A 592-nucleotide genomic window follows, 5' to 3' on the forward strand; every position below is an offset into this window, starting at 1 on the left:
CTACATCCCCACCCCTGAGCGCGCCGTGGACGGCGCCTTCCTGATGCCCGTGGAAGACGTGTTCTCCATCTCCGGGCGCGGCACCGTCGTGACCGGCCGGATCGAGCGCGGTGTGGTCAAGGTCGGCGAAGAAATCGAAATCGTCGGCATCAAGGTCACCCAGAAGACCACCTGCACCGGCGTGGAAATGTTCCGCAAGCTGCTGGACCAGGGCCAGGCGGGCGACAACGTCGGCATCCTGCTGCGCGGCACCAAGCGTGAAGAAGTCGAGCGCGGCCAGGTGCTGTGCAAGCCCGGCTCCATCAAGCCCCACACCCACTTCACGGGTGAGGTGTACGTGCTGAGCAAGGACGAGGGCGGGCGCCACACCCCCTTCTTCAACAACTACCGCCCGCAGTTCTACTTCCGCACCACGGACGTGACCGGCGCCATCGAGCTGCCCGAGGGCAAGGAAATGGTGATGCCGGGTGACAACGTGTCGATCACCGTCAAGCTGATCGCCCCCATCGCCATGGAAGAAGGCCTGCGCTTCGCCATCCGCGAAGGCGGCAAGACCGTGGGCGCCGGTGTGGTCGCCAAGATCCTCGCGTAA

1 protein-coding gene is annotated in these 592 nt (G+C 65.2%); it reads left to right on the forward strand.

From position 1 onward, the window contains the following. A partial coding sequence (locus tag ACYVH8_RS12715; RefSeq protein ID WP_460489185.1) for an EF-Tu C-terminal domain-related protein occupies positions 1-592 on the forward strand: 592 nt, incomplete at its 5' end.

Source organism: Curvibacter fontanus (genome assembly GCF_054780335.1).